This is a genomic window from Vespertiliibacter pulmonis (assembly GCF_013377275.1).
GTDB classification, from domain to species: domain Bacteria; phylum Pseudomonadota; class Gammaproteobacteria; order Enterobacterales; family Pasteurellaceae; genus Vespertiliibacter; species Vespertiliibacter pulmonis.
In genome coordinates, this window is sequence record NZ_CP016615.1 from 663,087 (window position 1) to 678,407 (window position 15,321).

The window sequence follows — 15,321 nt, forward strand, 5'->3', positions numbered from 1 at the left end:
GCCCCAAATTAAATCAAAAATAAATGCGGAATTAAATTCATCACAATCATCGTTAAAATTGCTTGTAGAAGTCGTGATGAACCAAAAATAAAGCCCCGATTTTTGCCATTATCAAATTTCACCAGCAAATTGGCCATTGCAGTTATCGCATAAACTTCAACCAAAGTGAAAATTACCAAATAAAGGTAAGCAGACCATAGCGAAGCATAAGCTAAGGTAATGAACCACGGCACAATAATGCCTACCGCCAACAATGGGCTAACCCAAATAAGCTGAGTTCGAGTTAAATTTATTTTTTTCGAAAATGGTGATTGTAACAATACGGTCATTAACCCATTGATAAATAACGCCACAGGTACTTGTTCTGGGGCATTTAATTTATTGTCAAACAAATAAGGAAAAATCACAAAAAATGATAAGGCAACACTCAATGGGATAAACAGCATTAAATGTACAAAAATGAACTCTTTCGTGATAATTTCTCGGATCTGCGACCAGCGAAATTTGACTAAATTATTTACATTTTCCATTTGGAAAAATGGTTTCGCCATCGCTAAAAATAGTATGCTTTCTAGCCCAAAGCAGAGCCAAATCAGCCACTTAATTTCCTCAAATTTAATAAAAGGGATCGCTAGTAATGGGGCAGCCATTGACGATAAACTGGTTACTTTAAGAAATTTTCCTTGTAAGCGGGTTTTCGATTCATAGCTCTCATCGGCTAACGCAAGCAAACATGCCCTTGCATTGGTCGAAAATAGACAGCTCCCTAAACCAAAACACATTGTTGCCAGTAATAAAACAGCATAATGTTCTGCCGATAGAAAAAAGATATAGGCAATCACATCAAACAAACAGCCAAGCAACATTATTTTAGCTAGCCCAAAACGGTCGCCCAATACACCTGCAAAAATCGCTAAGGCTTGGCTACAAAAAAATAGCAACGACAGCGAAAACGCAATCTGTTCATTAGACAGCCCTTTTTGCTGTAAAAAGATAAAAAAGACGCTCTGCATTGCAAAAAACGCCAAGGTCGAAATAAATCGACGCCATAATAGAAGAGTTTGTAATGACATAATTCTCTCAAGAAAGCGGTAAGTTCCGGCTAAAATTTGCTAATTTTTGGCTCACCGCGAAATAGAAAAGCTAATACTCAGTATTTACTTGTATAAACAAATTTATGCTCAAGCTCTTTCTCTAAGAATAATCAGAAAATCAATTAAGCAAAAAATTGGAAAATCAAACCGCTTTAAGCGATATGCTACAATAATTATAAAATGAAACTAGGCTCTAAAATCCCGTTTACGCACACCAAGTAAGGCTAAAACCCCAAAATAGCTGATTGCCGCAATGGCAATTAGCCAAATTAGCCAATGGATTTTCGCCCACAACGATAGCCCTGCCCACCCTATCAGAGTTGGAGAAAAATAGGACACCAATGCTCCCATTACACAGCCTGCTACCAATAATTTTAACGCAAATAAGCCTGTTTTTAAGCTAAAGCTATATACTTGATTACGAGCTAACCCTCGATAAAGCAAACTAGCATTTACCAACGCAGATAAGGCCGATGCCATCGCTAATCCCAAATAACCAAATGGGATAGTTAAAACGCCGAAACATAGATTACTCACCGTTGCAATAATGCCAATTTTTACTGGCGTTTTGGTATTTTGATGAGCATAGAAACCATTGGCCAAAACATTGATCAGCATATAACTAATCAATCCAAAACACATTACAAACAACGCATTGCCTGAAGCAACCACATCAGATAATTGGAATTTACCGTGCATAAACATCGTCATAATTAACGGCTCAGCTAAAATTGCAATACCAATCATCGCAGGAACACCAAGCAACAGCACCATTCTTACGCCCCAATCCATTGTTTGACGGAAATCTAAATGACGTTTTTCTTCAGTGATCTCTTTTTGTTTAGCAATACGAGATAAGCTCGGCAACACCACTGTTGAAATGGCGATACCAAACAACCCAAGGGGGAACTCAATCAAACGATCTGCATAATAGAGCCAACTGATCGAACCCGTTACCAAAAAACTCGCAATTACCTGGTTAAATAATAAATTGAGCTGAGTAACGGATACACCAAATAAAGCGGGGATCATCAAATTGCGAACTTTTTTTACCCCTTCATCATTCCAAGCCCATTTTGGTTTAACCAACAGTCCTTCCCTTTTCATAAACGGAAGTTGGAACAGAAATTGTAGCAATCCCCCTAGAAATACCCCCCAAGCTAACGCTGTATTTGGCGACTCAAAATAAGGTGCTCCTAAAATAGCTACACTAATAATAGCAACGTTAAGTAGCACAGGAGAAAATGCCATTACGCCAAATTTGCCTAAGGTATTTAGTACTGCACCAGACAATGCTACAAAGGTAATAAACCAAAGATAAGGGAACGTAATTTTGAGTAAGAAAGAGGCTTGAGTAAATTTATCTGCATTCGGGCCATCTTGTAGCCAATCAATAAACCAGCCTGTACCAAATAATGCCGCAATGACTGGGGAGGCAATCATTGCGACAAGGGTAACAATCGATACCAATCCACCTAAGGTTCCCGATACTTTTGCGACAAATTCACGAGTTTTACTCAGATCATTATCGGCATTATATTCTGCTAATACAGGCACAAAAGCCTTCGAAAATGCCCCTTCAGCAAACAAACGGCGAAGAAAATTAGGAATTCTATTAGCAAATAAAAAAACATCTGCCGCCAAACCAGACCCTAATAAATTTGCCACTACAATATCACGCACTAACCCTAGCACTCGTGAGATAAGCGTCATTCCGCTTACAATCATTCCTGATTTTAATAATTTTTTACTCACAGAAATCTCTCTTATCGATAAAAATTACTCGGAATTTTAACAGTTTTTATAGGAAAATTAGAAAAAAACTGATAAAATTCGCCCCTATCTTTTCCACAAGAACCGTTCTTGCGTGAAATGATGTTATTTTCAAGCCCGTGTCTCGTTGAAAATGAATATTTAAACTATCGATAGGACATAAAAGATATCCTTTTATGTTTTTTATTTTTACACAGATATTTTTAGGAGTTTGACCTTGGCTAATATCAAGTCAGCAAAAAAACGCGCGATTCAATCTGAAAAACGTCGCCAACACAACGCAAGCCAACGCTCAATGATGCGTACTTTTATCAAAAAAGCTTATGCAGCTGTAGCAACTGGTGATAAAGCAGCTTCTGAAGTTGCTTTCGTTGAAATGCAAAAAGTGGTAGACCGTATGGCGTCTAAAGGCTTAATTCATGCGAACAAAGCCGCTAACCACAAATCTAAATTAGCAGCTCGAATCAAAAAATTAGCTTAATTGATAATTTTTTAAAAATTTGCAAATTTTAAGAAGGAACTGACCGCTATGTGGTCAGTTCTTTTTATATGCACTAATTAAAATAGCCATTGCAAAAAATAGTCTAAATCTTACCGCTTATACCCTCTCTTTTTAATAATTAAAGTAATTCGATCCCTAAATAAAGAAGGTTGAAATTTGGAATAATTTTTCAATTTCAGTAATCTGCTTCTTATCATTCACAAGTAAAATCACTCGATCATTTTCCATAATTTCTGTGGATTTATGGGCGATAAATACTTCCCCATTACGCACAATCGCCCCGATAATTGCGCCTTGCGGTAATTTTAATTCTTTAATTTTACGTCCTACTACTTTAGAAGACTGATTATCGCCGTGAGCAATCACTTCAATGCCCTCAACAAGCCCTTGCTTAAATGAGGCTACTTTGACAATATCACTTTTACGTACATAGCTTGATAACGCTGAAATCGTTGCTTGTTGCGGAGAAAGGACAATATCAATCGTTCCCCCTTGAATTAAATGCAAATACGCCATTTTTTGCACCAATACAATCGCTTTTTTTGCTCCAAGCCTTTTCGCTAGCAAAGATGACATTATATTTGCTTCATCATCACCTGTGAGGGCTAAAAACAGATCCACATTTTCGATATGCTCTTCAAAAAAGAGTTCTTGATCGGAAGGATCGCCACATAGCACTAAGGTTTTTGACAATTTTTCAGCTAATTTAACCGCTTTCTCAGGATCTCGCTCAATCAGCTTGACATAACATTTTTCTTCCAACGATTTTGCAAGAGCAGTGCTAATACTCCCTCCACCAACAATCATTACTCGTTTATGAGAACGTTCAAGTCGTTGTAGCTCTGCCATTACAGCTTTAATATGCTGGGTTGCACAAATGAAAAAAACTTCATCGCCTGCTTCAATAATGGTCGAACCCTGTGGAACAAAAGGTTTATCTTGACGGAAAATCGAGACAATTCGGGTTTCAATATAGGGTAAATGATCGCTCAAAGCAGAGATTGGGTAACCAACTAATGGTCCACCATAATAGGCTTTAACGCTTACTAGGCTCACTAAATCATCGGCAAAATGGGCAATTTGTAATGCCCCAGGGTAATCAATCAGGCGTAAAATTTCCCGAGTAACCAGCAACTCTGGTGCAATAATATGATCAATCGGCAATACTTTATTGTTAAACAACGCATCACGCTCTCGCACATAATCAGGGTTACGAATTCGTGCAATTTTTGTTGGCACATTGAAAAGGGTATAAGCAATCTGACAAGCAATCATATTGCTCTCATCACTATTGGTAACAGCGACGAGCAAATCGGCATCACTTGCCCCTGCTTCACGCAATGTTCTTGGTGAAGCGGCATTCCCTTTTAATACCCGTAGATCGTGCTTGTCTTGCAATTTTGTTAAACGATCCTGATCATCATCAATGATCGTAATATCATTATCATCATTTGCTAAATTTTCTGCTAACGTTGCACCAACTTGCCCCGCCCCTAAAATGATTATTTTCATTGAATTTAGCTCACTCGTTTAACCAATTTCGCATAGAAGAAACCATCGCCACCTTTTTCCGCTGGTACAAACTGTTTTTCTATTACTTTTTCGCCATTAAAATCCATTTCAACCAGTTCGGCATCAGGAGTATTGTTTACAAACCGTTTAATTTGCTCGCTGTTTTCTTCAGGTAAAATTGAACAGGTTGCATAAAGAAGCACCCCATTCGGTTTTAACTTTTTCCATAGCGCTGTCAAAATTTTTGCTTGTAAGGCAACTAATTCCGCAATATCGCTTTCCTTGCGTAGCCATTTAATATCTGGGTGTCGGCGGATAACCCCTGTCGCAGAACAAGGAGCATCAAGTAAAATACGATCAAAGAACTGATTTTCATCAATCCATCCATCAGGCTGACTTGCATCACCACATATTACCTCTGCAGTTTGCCCTAAACGCTGTAAATTCTCTTTTACTCGACTTAACCGATTTTGTTCAATATCTAATGCAATGACTTTGGCATTAGGGGCTAACTCTAAAATATGAGTCGTTTTTCCCCCAGGAGCAGCACAGGCATCTAAAATCAACTCATCATCTTTAGGCTCAAGTAACAAGGCAGCCCATTGAGCGTGTACATCTTGCACAGTTGCCCAACCGTCCGCAAAATTTGGAAGAGAACTCACCGCTTGTGGTGCAGTTAATTGCAATGCACAAGGTGGAACAGAGGTTTGATTTTCAACTTCTACATTACTCGCTAGTAACTGAGCGTAATTATCCCGTTGGGAATATTGCTGATTAATTCGAATCCACATTGGTGGACGCTGATTATTCGCCTCAACAATATCTCGCCAATTTGGTGAACCTGTCATTGGATAGGCTTTTTTCAAGCGATTAACAAGCCACTCTGAATGTAACGTTTGCCAATGCTGATCAACCTTAGCTAAAACCGTCTCTTTCTCCCGTATAAAACGGCGAAGTACACCATTTACCAACGCTCTAAAATTATTCAATTTCAACGTTTTAGTTGCATTGACAACTTCATCTACTGCCGCAAATTCAGGCACTCGCATATAAAGTAGCTGATATAACCCCACTAATAATAAGCAATGCACTAACCGAGTTTTTCCCTTTAACGGCTTTTCAACCATCTGTTGAATTATCATTTCTAAACGTGGTAATACTCGGCATACGCCAAAAGTTATTTCTTGTACTAAAGGAAGGTCTTTACTTTCTAATTTTGCTTGGGCTTCAGGCAATAAACTAGAGAGAGATTTACCCTTATCTAACACTTGCAAAAGGATTTGTGCCGATACTGCACGAGGGGATTGTTTTTTCATTTAATCAAATTAAGCATAATAAATTTTATTCAGTTTACCATATTTCTCAGGCAATCATTGTGCGGAATTGCCTACCTAGTCCAAACAATTCCCAACCTTAAACCACTCACTTCGTCCATTTAAGAAATCTTGAATAGACATCGGTTTTTTACCTGAAGGTTGTAACTGCGTGATATTCAATACGCCTTGTTGAGTTGCAATTTGAATACCTGTTTTATCAACAGAGAGAATTGTGCCAGCAGGCTTTTCTTGATGAGGAAGCACATCTGCCTGATAAATTTTTACACGTTCTTCAACCCCTTCGACATTTACCGTTAAATAGGCTATTGGTGCCGGATTAAACGCTCGAATATTACGTTCTAGCTGACAAGCGCTGAGATTCCAATCTAATTTTGCTTCTTCTTTACTGAGTTTATCTGCATAATTTGCCAAATCATTGTTCTGTTTTTCTGGTATAAACTGACCGCTTGTTAAACCATTCAATACCGTCAATAATGCAGGTGGGGCTATTTCTGCTAACTTCTGATACAAACTTGCTGACGTTTCCCTCGCTGAAATTGGACAAGCCACTTTGTAAAGCATATCGCCCGTATCTAACCCAATATCCATTTGCATAATCGTAATACCCGTTTCATCGTCCCCTGCCCAAATTGCACGCTGAATAGGTGCTGCACCACGCCAACGAGGTAATAATGAGCCGTGCACATTTAAACAACCTAATCTCGGTGCATTCAATACGGCTTCAGGCAAAATTAACCCATACGCCACGACAACCATTACATCAGCATTTAGTGCTTTTAGCTCTGCTTGTGCTTCAGGATTTCGTAAGGATTTAGGTTGATAAACGGGAATGTGGCTTGCTTCTGCTAGTTGCTTTACAGGGCTTGCCTGTAATTTTTTCCCTCGCCCTGCAGGCTTATCTGGCTGGGTATAAACTGCAATAACATTATGTTCTGAAGCTAACAGTGCTTGCAAATGCGTTGCAGCAAAATCAGGCGTTCCCGCAAAAATAATCTTTAATTTTTCCATACATTACATTGTCTTTAATTTAAAAGAGCTATTGTAACGCATAATCTAATGTCAAGTTGGCAAATAAATGTTAAATAAATGTTTTATTTTTGTTGATTTTTTATTGCAAAAGGCATAATTTATAGCTTCTACTTATCTACTATTTATTAGGAAAAGCTATGTTTCATCGTTCTAAAAAAACATTTCTTCTCACTCTTTCTGCTCTCTTAATCGCCACTAACTATTCTGTCGCCAATACCTCACCAATACAAACCGCTGCAACACAAGCCGCAGCAGCTCGTTACGATAATAGTAAAGATATTTTTCACCCGGTGTATGCCAAAAATGGAATGGTCGCAAGTGAACAAGAGCTAGCCACACAAATTGGTATTGATATCCTCAAACAAGGCGGAAATGCCATTGATGCTGCTGTTGCCACAGGTTTTGCCCTCGCTGTGGTATTACCAAATGCAGGAAATATTGGCGGAGGTGGTTTTATGGTGTTACACGATGCCAAATCAGGCGAAGATATCACCATTGATTTTCGTGAAATGGCACCAATTAAAGCCTCTCGAGATATGTATCTTGATGAAAAAGGCAATGTAATAGATGGAAAATCGCTTCATACTCACTTTGCCGTTGGCGTGCCTGGCACAGTGGCAGGTATGGAGCTTGCTCTGAAAAAATTTGGAACGCTTTCTCTTGCACAAGTACTTGCTCCGTCAATTAAACTTGCTGAAGAGGGATTCATTGTAAGTGATACGCTTGCGAAAAAACTACAAATTGAAGCAGACACGCTTGGTAAGTGGGAAAGCTCCAAAAAGATCTTCTTTAAAAATGATAAACCATTAGTGGTTGGCGATCGCTTAGTACAAAAAGATCTCGCCCACTCCCTACGTTTAATTGCTGAAAATGGCTCAAAGGCATTTTATCAAGGTGAAATTGCCCAGAAGATTGTGCAAGAAATGGAAAAACATAATGGCTTAATTAGCCTTGATGATATGAAAAATTATCAAGCTATTGAACGCTTACCGATCACTGGCGATTACCGAGGCTATAAAATAGTAACAATGCCACCGCCAAGCTCAGGTGGAATTCATTTAGTTCAAATTTTTAATATGCTAGAAAACTATCCGCTTAAAGAATATGGTTCAAATAGTGCTAACACTATTCATCACTTAGCTGAAACAATGAAATTAGCCTATGCTGACCGCTCTGAATATTTAGGCGATCCTGATTTTGTTAAAATCCCAGTGAAAGGGCTAACTTCTAAAGCCTATGCAAAATCATTGATTGCAAACATTGATGAAAATAAAGCAAGACCTGCTAGCGAAATTAAACCAGGCAAACCACAACCCTATGAGAGTGATCAAACTACCCACTATTCAGTAATGGATAAAGCCGGCAATGCTGTTGGTGTTACCTATACGCTCAACCTTAATTTTGGGAGTGGTATTGTGGCAGAAGGTACAGGAATTTTATTAAACAATGAAATGGACGACTTCTCTGCCAAACCTGGCGTGGCTAATGCTTTTGGTTTAATTGGTGGTGACGCTAATGCGATTGAAGGGAAAAAACGCCCATTATCCTCAATGACACCAACTATCGTACTGAAAGATGGCAAACCTTGGCTAGTAACAGGTAGCCCAGGCGGAGCAAGAATTATTACTACCGTCTTACAAAGTATTTCGAACATTATCGATCACGATATGAACCCAGCTGAATCTATTGTTACGCCAAGGGTTCATCATCAATGGCTACCCGATGAACTACGTATTGAAGAAGGGATTAGCCCAGATACATTAGCGTTACTAAAAGAAAAAGGGCATCATATTAAAATCAAAGCCCCTATGGGGAAAGTTCAGATTATCCAAGCAAGAGATGATGGCTTTTATGGATATTCTGATCCTCGTAATCCAGACGGTAAAACATTAGGATTTTAAAGCCGTTTGCTAAGATACAAGAAAAAAAGCAACGGTTAAACGTTGCTTTTTTAATAACTCTTTTCACTAAAATTTTAACTGGATCAATATTGCATACAAACGATATTAAACCTGTTTGATTATCAACTAATCACATAACAACATCGTTTTATCTAAACAAACTTAAAGTTTTTTAATACTTATAAATAAAATTGTGAAAATAATAAAAGGCATTCAAATTTGAGCCTAAGGGTTACTCATATCTCATTACCTAGTAACAAGCCATTAAGTAAGCACTCAAATTTTATCCTATATTAAATATTAACAAAACGGTTGCAAAGAATTGTAGCCATTTATTTAACGTAAAAGTAACATTGGTTTTTCACTATTTCTAGCCACTTTAACTGTATTTGAACTTAACCCTTTTGCCTTAGGTTTACTACTGGCTAACATCACAATAAGATCAACCGATTTTTCTTCTGCAAGACGGTTAATTTCTTCATAAATCGTTCCATAAGCCACAATATGTTGCACTTTTGAGCCTTCTGGGAAATAGGTTTGCGTAAAAGTATGTAGGGCCTTATTCGCTTCATCAACCAGCGATTTATTAAAATTTTTAGGCAAGAATGCAGAAATGAAACTATCATCAATAGGTTCAATCACCGTTACAACTCTGTAAATTGCATCGGGATTATGAGCGGTTAAGCTCAATGCAGTATCTACCACAAATTTTGCACTGTTTAGATCATTAAGATCAATCGCAATAAGTAGTTTGTTATACATTTAACTCACTTCCTTTTATTCTAAAATAGATTAGGGGTTAAAAGAGAACGACAAGCGGTTAATTCTGACAAATTTATTGCAAAACTAACCGCTTATTTTGTTATGCCTTTCTACGGCGTTGGTTCCAAACAACACCAAACACTAATAACAATGCAGGGAAAAACATCAACTCTTTTGGTATCGACTCTCTCGGCAAATCAACTTCAAGTAAAACTTGATCCCACGAAAGCCCTGCTTTTGCTGCTGGTGAATCAATTTCAACATTATCAATTAAAATTTTCGGCGAAGGTTGGCCATTAAATTCAATGGTTTCATTTGTATTAAGTAAAGTTAAACCTAATGCTTTTAACCGATCTTCACCTGTGTTTCCTTCTGGAATAGGCAGTTGTGAATAAAATTCAACCTGCTTACCATAAGGGTTTATACCAGATATTTTTAACATCAAATTTTCGCCCACTTCAGTATGTTCTAGCTCTTGTACGAGCTGAGCGGGTTCAATATGACGTAATGTTGGTGAAATCGGCTCCATAAAGAACCCTGGTCGGAATAGCATAAAGGCAGCCAGTAACAATACTGCGCTTTCCCACCATTTATTACGCACCACAAAATAGCCCATTGTGGCAGCAGTAAAGACTAAAATACCACAGGTTGCGGTAATGAAGACTAAAATACCTTTAGCCCAGCCAACATCAATCAACAACAAATCCGTATTAAAGATAAAGAGGAAAGGCAGAATAGCGGTTCTTAAACTGTACAAGAATGCCTGTACCCCAGTTTGAATAGGGCTGCCTCCAGAAATAGCTGCTGCTGCAAAAGAAGCAAGTCCAACAGGTGGCGTAACATCGGCCATAATCCCAAAATAGAACACAAATAAATGAACAGCAATCAATGGCACAATTAAGCCATTTTGCTTACCTACTTCAACAATAACTAACGCCATAAGCGAAGACACCACAATATAATTTGCAGTGGTTGGTAAGCCCATTCCTAAAATTAAACTGAAAATGGCTACTAAAATGAGCATCAATAAAATATTGCCCATTGAAAGCATTTCGATAATACCCGAAAGTTGTACGCCAAAGCCTGTAAGCGAAACAACACCAACGATAATACCCGCTGTTGCAGTTGCAATACCAATACCGATCATATTGCGTGCACCAGATTCTAAACCGTCAATGAGTTCTTGGAGGCCTTGTTTAGCCAATGCTAATTTATTTCCTGCTTCACCACGGAAAAATGATAAAAGCGGACGTTGCGTAATTAAAATAACGGCTAATGCCATTGTACCCCAAAAGGCTGAAAGCCCTGGAGACATTCTCTCAATCATTAAACACCACATCAGAACAACCACAGGTAAAAGGTAGTGTAATCCTGCATTTACGGTCGGTTTTGCTGATGGTAATTTGACAATTTTCGCATTCGGGTCATCAGGCTCTAAATCTGGGAATTTTGCAACTCTGCGAATAAGTGCTAAATAAGCTACTGTGAGAATTCCACAAACAATAGCAAAAGCATAATTCGGTGCAACAAGTTTTATCCAGCCTAAACTGAAATCAAGAATGAAATAAGCTATACAAATCACCAAGAAACTTGCTAATGCACGAATTAAGGTAACATAAATAGGATTAGGCGGATCAGTTCTCGGCAACCCCTTAAGCCCTAATTTTTGTGCTTCAAGATGTACTATATAAACTAATGCAATGTAAGAAATAAAAGCAGGGAGAAAAGCGTGTGTAATAAGCTCACTGTATGGCATATTGACATATTCAATCATCAAAAATGCTGCCGCACCCATTACTGGTGGCATAATTTGCCCATTAACTGATGAAGCAACTTCAATCGCCCCAGCCTTTTCAGAACTTAGTCCAACTCTTTTCATCATTGGAATAGTAAACGTTCCCGTTGTTACTACATTCGCAATCGAAGAACCTGACACCAGTCCAGTTAATGCAGAAGAAACTACCGCAGCCTTACCAGGTCCGCCACTGAAGTGCCCTAAATAGGCGAACGCAGTTTTAATAAAATAATTACCTGCCCCGGCTTTATCTAGTAATGCACCAAATAACACAAATAAGAAGACATATTTAGTGGATACACCCAACGCAACACCAAATACACCTTCAGTCGTAATCCATTGCTGATTAATTATTTGCGACATAGAACCTGAACGGTGGCTAATAATCCAATCTGTAGGTAAAAATTGTCCGAAATAGTTATAAGTCAGAAAAACACCTGCAATCACTACTAATGGTAATCCTAATGTTCTACGGCACGCCTCAAGTAATAAAATCACCCCTAAACACCCAACAATAATATCTTGGCTATTAGGTGCACCAAAACGAGTTACTAACCCTTCATAGAAGAAAATATAGTATGCTCCGACAAATGCTCCAAGCGTTGCAAATAGCCAGTCTTGATAAGGGACTCGATGTTTTGGCGAAACCGCAAAAGCAGGAAATAATAAGTAAGCTAAAAATATAGCAAAAGCTAAATGAATAGAACGTGCTTTGGTGTCATCAACAACCACATTCAGATCCCAACCTAAATTACGGATAACTTCTTGTAACCAAAACGGAAATGGTGACGTGTAATAAAGTTGAAATAAAGACCACAAGATCGCTACAGCGATCACAATTTTTTTCGTTAAACCAATTGGATTGCGTCCACCTGAATCGTTAGAGGCAACCATATCTTGCAAATCATCGTATGTTGCTGTTTTTTCTAAAGACATAGGAATTCCTAAAAATACGAAAACAAGCGGTCGGATTTTTGCAAAATTTTGCAGATAAATAACCGCTTGTTAATAAACTGAAAAGGCTATAACCAAAGAGTTTTCTCTAATAACCCAATAATAGATTACTTAAGCCAACCTTTCTCTCGATAATAGCGTGCAGCACCTTCGTGTAAAGGAGCAGATAATGCATTTTTGATCATATCTTCTTGTTTAAGATTTTCAAATGCAGGGTGAAGACGTTTGAAGCGATCAAAGTTCTCAAACACGGCTTTTACGACCGCATACACTTTATCGTTATCTACATCTGCTGAAGTAACTAAAGTTGCATAAACCCCAAAGCTCTCAACAGGCTTATCTGTTCCTTTATATAAACCACCTGGAATAGTCGCTTTAGCATAGTAAGGGTGATCATTAACCAATTTATCAATCGCTTCACCCGTTACAGGAACTAAATGAGTATTACAAGATGCTGCAGCCTCTTTTAAAGCACCGTTTGGATGACCTACGTTATAAGTAATTGCATCTAAATTATTATCACACATCACAGATGCCATTTCTGATGGCTTTAACTCTGATGCCACTTTAAATTCTTTATCTGTCCAGCCCTTCGCCTTTAAAATAACGTTCATCGTCGCCCGTGTACCTGAACCTGGATCACCCACATTCACACGTTTACCTTTTAAGTCATCAAAACTATTGATAGATGCATCATCACGAGCCATTACAGTAAACGGTTCTGGGTGAATAGAAAAAATAGCACGAAGTTTATCATTTTTCTTGCCTTCAAAAGAACTTGAACCATTGTAGGCGTGGAATTGCCAGTCAGATTGTGCAATTCCCATATCCATCTGTTTATCCGCAATTGAATTTAAATTAGCAACTGAACCACCTGTTGATGGCGCATTACATTTAACATGTGTCTGTGCGGTACTACGATTTACTAATTGGCAAATAGATTGCCCAACAACATAATAAACACCTGTTTGACCACCTGTGCCGATAGTAATAAATCTATCTTCTGCTTGAGCAGAAATAGCAGAAACTGCTAAGGTTGCAAATAAAGAATATTTGAATAATTTTTTCATCTAATAGATCCTCTTATCAGGAAAGAATAGAATGCGGAATAAATATCACCACATTACAAAACAATGTAGATATACTTGAGTTTAATTTAATAGGCAATCGATTTCTTTTCATAATATGACAAAGATCACAAAAATTTTACAAAATCATTACTAAATTATGCAATTCTTTATCCCTAAAACCGAAGCTATTTTCAAAGAAGAGATCAAAAAAAGTCAGTTCATTACTTATATTCGTCATACAGAAGGTATGAAACAAGCGAAAGCATTTTGGGCAGAAATTAGGACATTGCACCCAAATGCTCGTCATCACTGCTGGGCTTCTATTGCGGGAGCGCCTAATGATTCGCAACAATACGGCTTTTCCGATGATGGTGAACCTTCAGGCACAGCGGGAAAGCCGATGTTAAATTATTTATTAGGCAGTCAATTAGGCGAAGTAAGTGCGGTTGTTGTCCGATATTCGGGGGGCATTCTGCTTGGTACTGGCGGGTTAGTCCGAGCTTATGGTAATGGGGTACATCAGGCATTAGCCCTTATTGAAAAGACCTGCAAAATCTTACGCAAAAGCTACCGCTTGCAATGTGATTATCATCAATTCCATAGCTTACAGCATTTAATTGCTCACTGGGATATTGAAATTCTGGAACAACAATTTGGAGAAGGTGTTCACTTAGTAATTGGGATAAACCCAACAGAATTATCAAAAATTGAACAGGAAATTACCGAACGATTTAATGGGAAATTAATCTTACAAGCGGTCGAATAAACGCTATTTTTTACAATGACATTTAGGTGGAACAGGATCTTCTCCCCCTTCACTAAGCGGATTACATCGCATAATCCGCTTTATAGATAACCAACCGCCCTTAAACGCTCCATGCAGTTGAATTGCCTCTAAAGCATATTGAGAACAGGTTGGGTAAAAACGACAACGAGGAGCGAGCATCGGGCTAATCGCATAACGGTAAAAATGCACAGCCCCCATAAGAAAATAAGCAACTAGGCTTGGTTTAATAGCTCGATTTGTACTTGTTGGGCGAGACGAATGTGGCGTTTCCATAATTTTTCTAAAACCTCAAATAAATCCTGATTGGATAATTTACCAATACCTGCTTTTGCAACAAAAACAAAATCATAATTTGGTAATTCATATTGTTTTAAACGGAAACTTTCTCGCACAATTCGTTTGATACGATTTCGATCATGTGCTCTTTTTAAATGCTTTTTAGCGACAGTAAGCCCCAAACGGGCAGTTTCAACCGTATTTTGACGAGAGAGTAAAGTAAGTTGAGGTGTAGTTGCTCGAAGGGGTTTTTCAAAAACCGCTTGAAACTGAACGGGAGCTAACAAACGTAGCTCCCGAGAAAAAGTTAGCTTATTCACACAATGTGTTTTGGCTGTTTATCTACAATTATGCAGATAAAGACTTACGACCTTTAGCACGACGACGTGCTAATACTTGACGACCGTTTTTAGTTGCCATACGAGCACGGAAACCGTGAGTACGAGCACGTTTTAATACAGATGGTTGAAATGTACGTTTCATTTGTTATCTACCTAAGTAATTTAAATTTATTGGCAATAGCCAAATA

14 protein-coding genes are annotated in these 15,321 nt (G+C 38.2%); 3 read left to right on the forward strand and 11 right to left on the reverse strand.

Annotated features, from left to right (window positions below; genetic code table 11):
• Window positions 1-8: 8 nt before the first annotated feature.
• Window positions 9-1,073 carry an MFS transporter gene (locus A6B43_RS03275; RefSeq protein WP_124211565.1) on the reverse strand — a complete coding sequence of 355 codons (1,065 nt, stop codon included), beginning with the start codon at window positions 1,071-1,073 and terminating at the stop codon, window positions 9-11.
• Window positions 1,074-1,280: 207 nt separating this feature from the next.
• Window positions 1,281-2,849: a murein biosynthesis integral membrane protein MurJ gene (gene murJ / locus A6B43_RS03280; protein WP_124211566.1), complete on the reverse strand. Its 1,569-nt coding sequence runs from the start codon at window positions 2,847-2,849 to the stop codon at window positions 1,281-1,283.
• 235 nt (window positions 2,850-3,084) lie between these two features.
• On the opposite strand from murJ, the gene rpsT reads away from it, so the two are divergent.
• Window positions 3,085-3,348, forward strand: a complete 264-nt coding sequence (gene rpsT / locus A6B43_RS03285; RefSeq protein WP_124211567.1) for a 30S ribosomal protein S20 — start codon at window positions 3,085-3,087, stop codon at window positions 3,346-3,348.
• A gap of 156 nt (window positions 3,349-3,504) precedes the next feature.
• Here the strand turns inward: rpsT and trkA are convergent, their stop codons facing one another.
• The 3 genes from trkA to fmt all read right to left on the reverse strand — a co-directional run bounded on the left by trkA (window position 3,505) and on the right by fmt (window position 7,226).
• Entirely contained in the window at window positions 3,505-4,881 is a 1,377-nt protein-coding gene (trkA, locus tag A6B43_RS03290; RefSeq protein ID WP_124211568.1) for a Trk system potassium transporter TrkA, read from the reverse strand.
• A gap of 5 nt (window positions 4,882-4,886) precedes the next feature.
• Complete coding sequence (gene rsmB / locus A6B43_RS03295; protein ID WP_124211569.1) at window positions 4,887-6,197, reverse strand: 16S rRNA (cytosine(967)-C(5))-methyltransferase RsmB; 1,311 nt, start codon at window positions 6,195-6,197, stop codon at window positions 4,887-4,889.
• A gap of 75 nt (window positions 6,198-6,272) precedes the next feature.
• Window positions 6,273-7,226: a methionyl-tRNA formyltransferase gene (gene fmt, locus A6B43_RS03300; protein ID WP_124211570.1), complete on the reverse strand. Its 954-nt coding sequence runs from the start codon at window positions 7,224-7,226 to the stop codon at window positions 6,273-6,275.
• A gap of 158 nt (window positions 7,227-7,384) precedes the next feature.
• Here fmt and ggt point away from each other — a divergent pair, with 158 nt between their 5' ends.
• Window positions 7,385-9,148, forward strand: coding sequence for a gamma-glutamyltransferase (ggt, locus tag A6B43_RS03305; RefSeq protein ID WP_124211571.1), 1,764 nt, complete (start codon window positions 7,385-7,387; stop codon window positions 9,146-9,148).
• 336 nt (window positions 9,149-9,484) lie between these two features.
• On the opposite strand, the gene A6B43_RS03310 is transcribed toward ggt, so the two are convergent.
• The 3 genes from A6B43_RS03310 to A6B43_RS03320 all read right to left on the reverse strand — a co-directional run bounded on the left by A6B43_RS03310 (window position 9,485) and on the right by A6B43_RS03320 (window position 13,729).
• Window positions 9,485-9,910 (reverse strand): universal stress protein, encoded by a 426-nt coding sequence (locus A6B43_RS03310; protein WP_124211572.1) that lies wholly within the window; start codon window positions 9,908-9,910, stop codon window positions 9,485-9,487.
• 100 nt (window positions 9,911-10,010) lie between these two features.
• Complete coding sequence (locus A6B43_RS03315) at window positions 10,011-12,641, reverse strand: TRAP transporter permease (RefSeq protein ID WP_176672525.1); 2,631 nt, start codon at window positions 12,639-12,641, stop codon at window positions 10,011-10,013.
• 125 nt (window positions 12,642-12,766) lie between these two features.
• Window positions 12,767-13,729, reverse strand: a complete 963-nt coding sequence (locus tag A6B43_RS03320; RefSeq protein WP_124211574.1) for a TAXI family TRAP transporter solute-binding subunit — start codon at window positions 13,727-13,729, stop codon at window positions 12,767-12,769.
• Between the two features lie 157 nt (window positions 13,730-13,886).
• On the opposite strand from A6B43_RS03320, the gene A6B43_RS03325 reads away from it, so the two are divergent.
• On the forward strand, window positions 13,887-14,495 hold the full coding sequence (locus A6B43_RS03325; protein WP_124211575.1) for a YigZ family protein: 609 nt from the start codon (window positions 13,887-13,889) through the stop codon (window positions 14,493-14,495).
• Window positions 14,496-14,498: 3 nt separating this feature from the next.
• Here A6B43_RS03325 and yidD read toward each other — a convergent pair whose 3' ends face one another.
• The 3 genes from yidD to rpmH are packed head-to-tail and all read right to left on the reverse strand — an operon-like array spanning window position 14,499 to window position 15,275.
• Window positions 14,499-14,789: a membrane protein insertion efficiency factor YidD gene (yidD, locus tag A6B43_RS03330; RefSeq protein WP_124211576.1), complete on the reverse strand. Its 291-nt coding sequence runs from the start codon at window positions 14,787-14,789 to the stop codon at window positions 14,499-14,501.
• Window positions 14,729-15,112: a ribonuclease P protein component gene (gene rnpA, locus A6B43_RS03335; protein ID WP_124211577.1), complete on the reverse strand. Its 384-nt coding sequence runs from the start codon at window positions 15,110-15,112 to the stop codon at window positions 14,729-14,731. The genes yidD and rnpA overlap by 61 nt, the downstream gene beginning before the upstream one ends.
• A 28-nt stretch (window positions 15,113-15,140) precedes the next feature.
• A complete protein-coding gene (gene rpmH / locus A6B43_RS03340) occupies window positions 15,141-15,275 on the reverse strand; it encodes a 50S ribosomal protein L34 (protein WP_005599701.1) in 135 nt (44 codons plus the stop codon).
• Between the last annotated feature and the right edge of the window lie 46 nt (window positions 15,276-15,321).

Bases quoted from the DNA above. Each gene is read 5' to 3' on its own strand.
- A6B43_RS03275 (WP_124211565.1), bottom strand. From the start codon at position 1,073: ATGTCATTACAAACTCTTCTATTATGGCGTCGATTTATTTCGACCTTG.
- trkA (WP_124211568.1), bottom strand. From the start codon at position 4,881: ATGAAAATAATCATTTTAGGGGCGGGGCAAGTTGGTGCAACGTTAGCA.
- rsmB (WP_124211569.1), bottom strand. From the start codon at position 6,197: ATGAAAAAACAATCCCCTCGTGCAGTATCGGCACAAATCCTTTTGCAA.
- fmt (WP_124211570.1), bottom strand. From the start codon at position 7,226: ATGGAAAAATTAAAGATTATTTTTGCGGGAACGCCTGATTTTGCTGCA.
- ggt (WP_124211571.1), top strand. From the start codon at position 7,385: ATGTTTCATCGTTCTAAAAAAACATTTCTTCTCACTCTTTCTGCTCTC.
- A6B43_RS03310 (WP_124211572.1), bottom strand. From the start codon at position 9,910: ATGTATAACAAACTACTTATTGCGATTGATCTTAATGATCTAAACAGT.
- A6B43_RS03315 (WP_176672525.1), bottom strand. From the start codon at position 12,641: ATGTCTTTAGAAAAAACAGCAACATACGATGATTTGCAAGATATGGTT.
- A6B43_RS03320 (WP_124211574.1), bottom strand. From the start codon at position 13,729: ATGAAAAAATTATTCAAATATTCTTTATTTGCAACCTTAGCAGTTTCT.
- A6B43_RS03325 (WP_124211575.1), top strand. From the start codon at position 13,887: ATGCAATTCTTTATCCCTAAAACCGAAGCTATTTTCAAAGAAGAGATC.
- yidD (WP_124211576.1), bottom strand. From the start codon at position 14,789: ATGGAAACGCCACATTCGTCTCGCCCAACAAGTACAAATCGAGCTATT.
- rpmH (WP_005599701.1), bottom strand. From the start codon at position 15,275: ATGAAACGTACATTTCAACCATCTGTATTAAAACGTGCTCGTACTCAC.